This window comes from Bacillus sp. 05T31, from assembly GCF_056396725.1.
Window position 1 is genome coordinate 1 of the sequence record NZ_JBFTMA010000510.1, and the last position, 3,250, is coordinate 3,250.

Below are 3,250 nucleotides of genomic sequence, written 5' to 3' on the forward strand. Positions count from 1 at the left end.
TACCAGAACAAGGTCAACATATTGTTTCTCGTCATAGTGTTCACGTACTCGCTTATATAGGTCTTCAGGAACTCTTTTAGTGGGAATTAGAGTAATATGCTCAGATAGTTCAAGAGCAACTTTCTCTTCAGGTGTATAAAAATCGCATTCATTCCAAGCATTCAAGCAATAAATTCGTTGTTCGGCTTCACCTATCTTACGAGCATCGGATGTATGCATATCCATGCAGAAAGCACAACCGTTAATTTGAGAGACTCTAATCTTTATAAGTTCTCTAGTAATTCGATTAATTGTAGACTTCTTAGTGTACTTCTCCATATCCATCATAATTTTCATGCCATCAGGTGCAACATCATAGTAGGAAATTCTTTGACTCATAAGGCAAGACCTCCTTTGATTTTAAGATACTTATAATTATACCTTCATACGAACATTCGTGCTAATTTTTTGTTTGTAAGGCATTCGAAATCAAAGAGAATTTCAGTTGTAGACAGTGTAATTAGTTGTTTCATGGTACGTAAATATCGCAAATGAGTAACCGTAGTTTCCAAATAAATATTTTCACTTTTTAATTATTTTATTATTACCGTCAGAATAAATTGAATAACTTTATTAATTTTTTAAATGATTTTATTATAAATGAAACAATTTTATTATCACCAAACAACTACATAATTTTGATCAAACTTTATTCGAAAGCTACAGAGTTTTTATCTTCCTATAGTTATTTATAGGGATTTAGTTAATTTTTTCGTTTTGGAGAACAACTAATTTCTTAGCTTGATAGACATGGGGTAGCATCACACATCCATCAACTTAAATTATGTGATTTTATAGAAAATCATGGAAATACCTAAGAGTTCTTGCCTCAATAACAAATCAAATTTGCATCAAAAATGTAAATCAGCATTTTTCTGTTGTTGCCCTTTATTACGACTGTGTCTTATAAATAATTCTGCAATGATTAAATTTGGCACCCACGCTAACCAAGCAATAACAGCATAACTAAGTTCGAAATACTCCAGTCCAAATAGAAATACAAACAAAGGTAGCCAAATTCTTAATGTAACTGCCGCAAAGGTTAAGGAATAATTTCGGATCATCCAATTYCGRTGGKCTTGAATTTTTTTMTTCTTAACTCTGTTTAATGCTTGATATGCCGATGTTAGCCAAAAYACGGATAACAAACCGAAACCRARCTTTCCTACYAATCCYCCYGTAGCGTAAAAGGATAAATAAAGTCCTGAAAAGCCGCCAAATAATATACCAATCATATAGATTTTTCCAATCATTCGATGGCGACTGATATTCTTTTCTCTAAATTTTGKGGATAATGTAAAAGGACCAATTACTAATGCTACTACACTAGTTGCAATATGTAKAAATAACATAATGTACCAAAACGYACTCATTTTAGATAGAAACATAAGCTTCATTTGRACAAACCCTGCTTGAAATCCATCCATAATAAAATATTGGAAAACAGCATAACCAGCTACTAAAATAGCTGGAAAAGTAAATATAAACCAAGTTTTTTTATTCATAATTTCACCACCTCCTTGCAACATTTAAGGGAATTAGAACATATATTGCTGTTTATCTAGGGTTAAAAGAGAACTTAATTAACTTCTTTTGGCAGGGCATCATGTTCAATCCAGTTTTCGACTAAGTTATTAAACAGTTCAGGATTTACTAAAGACATTCTGTGATTAATTTTAGAAATAATACCACTTAATTAATCATACAACAAAAAAGAATTTGTGGTAAATTTGTACATCTGCGCCATATTTGTTATTAGCAATTATTTTCTTAATAATCAATTTAGGAGTAGGTGTCACGGTTCCAGCAATGACCGCAATAGTTATGCAAGCAGCAGGCCCACCTTATGCAAATATGGCTGGGGCAACCTTAAATGTAAATCGACACCAGATAATTGCTCGTTTAGGGGTACCACCTCATCGCCATCAACCTAACAAAACAGGTTGCCCCCAAAACGAAATTCCTAATCTCAAATACAGCATTTCCCATTATCTCCACACGCAAAAACGGCAGGTAACCGATTAAGTTACCTGCTACGTTTTTGCACGGCACACGGAGGAGAGTTCTCCGATTTGAAAGAGTGCAGCCGTGGGAAGTCGGCTTGCAGGTAGTATGTGCRATATAAAAAAGATTATTCGTAAAGGGGAATGGGAAATGAACAAGGATATTCAATTTTTAAAGGAACTTCAGGCAATTATGAAGCACGAAGGTGAACATGATTATGATTCACAAGCAGCACCACGTTTTTGGACAATTAAGGATTATCGATTTGTTCCAGGACATGAGGATTATGATAGTGGGCATGAGGAACATTTCTTTAATGACGGCGATCACGTTATATTTTCTAATTTTAGTAATTTAAAAGAGTTCTTAGAAGAATACTACGAAGAAGAAATTGAGGAAGATGAAGATTTGCAGGAACTTATAAACAATGAAGATGAGAGCTTTTATGGTTTATGGGAGTATGTAGAGGGAAATCTGAATGATCAGGGTTACTTTAATAAAAACTTCATTTTAGTAAAAAGGACAGATTTCTTTATTAAGAAGCCTGTCCAAAAGTAAAAGATGCGAATTAAGTTACGATAAATTCAACAGTAACTGGAATTGCTGGGTCGAATGCATCGCCACCTGGAATTGTGATTGCTCCAGTTGGACCAGTAGTAACACTTGAGTCCCCGCCTGGCTGAAGTACACCGTTTAGGTAGAAATTATAATACGTGAAGGCTGGAAATGCTGTAGCAGTAACTCCAGCATCATTCAAACAAGCTGTAGCAGCAATTGCAAAAGCAGCTCCTGTACCTGTACCTGTACCTGCACCTAGTGTGGAAGTAAATCTTCTAGAAGCTATAAATGGAGGTATGATCGCCATTTTGTATTCACCTCCTTTTCAAGTTTTAATAGGACTGGTTTATTAGAAAATTTGTCCTACATTGTATTCTATGAAGTTCTTAAATATTAGAAGTAGCTTATGAACTGATACATAAGCGTAAAGATCAATATAGATTGTTAAATAAGGATGATTCTATACAAAAATTTCATTTTGTAGAAATAAAGAAACTAAAAAAGAGCACCATGCATAAGTGCTCTTTAAGATAGGAGGTAACTCTATGAGCGATACGTTTAGGTTAGAAGTATATGATGTAAAAAAGCAATAAGAACAAAATTTTATTATTAGTTCAATATAAAAGAGCAGTTAACAAAAAGCTAACTG

5 protein-coding genes are annotated in these 3,250 nt (G+C 33.8%); 2 read left to right on the forward strand and 3 right to left on the reverse strand.

What is annotated here, in order from left to right; all coding sequences use genetic code 11:
• Nucleotides 1-378, reverse strand: a 378-nt coding sequence (locus tag AC1DJR_RS23170; protein WP_477003596.1) for a carboxymuconolactone decarboxylase family protein, incomplete at its 3' end; no start/stop codon positions are given.
• Between the two features lie 512 nt (nt 379-890).
• The gene (locus AC1DJR_RS23175; protein WP_477003597.1) at nt 891-1,544 is read right to left on the reverse strand and encodes a DUF2306 domain-containing protein; all 654 of its coding nucleotides are present in this window, start codon (nt 1,542-1,544) and stop codon (nt 891-893) included.
• A 244-nt stretch (nt 1,545-1,788) separates the two neighbouring features.
• Here AC1DJR_RS23175 and AC1DJR_RS23180 point away from each other — a divergent pair, with 244 nt between their 5' ends.
• Both AC1DJR_RS23180 and AC1DJR_RS23185 read left to right on the forward strand, forming a co-directional pair.
• Entirely contained in the window at nt 1,789-2,064 is a 276-nt protein-coding gene (locus AC1DJR_RS23180; RefSeq protein ID WP_429688969.1) for a hypothetical protein, read from the forward strand.
• A 129-nt stretch (nt 2,065-2,193) separates the two neighbouring features.
• The gene (locus AC1DJR_RS23185) at nt 2,194-2,601 is read left to right on the forward strand and encodes a hypothetical protein (RefSeq protein ID WP_227494797.1); all 408 of its coding nucleotides are present in this window, start codon (nt 2,194-2,196) and stop codon (nt 2,599-2,601) included.
• 10 nt (nt 2,602-2,611) lie between these two features.
• Here the strand turns inward: AC1DJR_RS23185 and AC1DJR_RS23190 are convergent, their stop codons facing one another.
• Entirely contained in the window at nt 2,612-2,908 is a 297-nt protein-coding gene (locus AC1DJR_RS23190; protein WP_429688967.1) for a DUF4183 domain-containing protein, read from the reverse strand.
• Nucleotides 2,909-3,250: the final 342 nt, after the last annotated feature.

Coding starts and splice junctions, on each gene's coding strand:
- AC1DJR_RS23185 (WP_227494797.1), top strand. CDS start 2,194: ATGAACAAGGATATTCAATTTTTAAAGGAACTTCAGGCAATTATGAAG.
- AC1DJR_RS23190 (WP_429688967.1), bottom strand. CDS start 2,908: ATGGCGATCATACCTCCATTTATAGCTTCTAGAAGATTTACTTCCACA.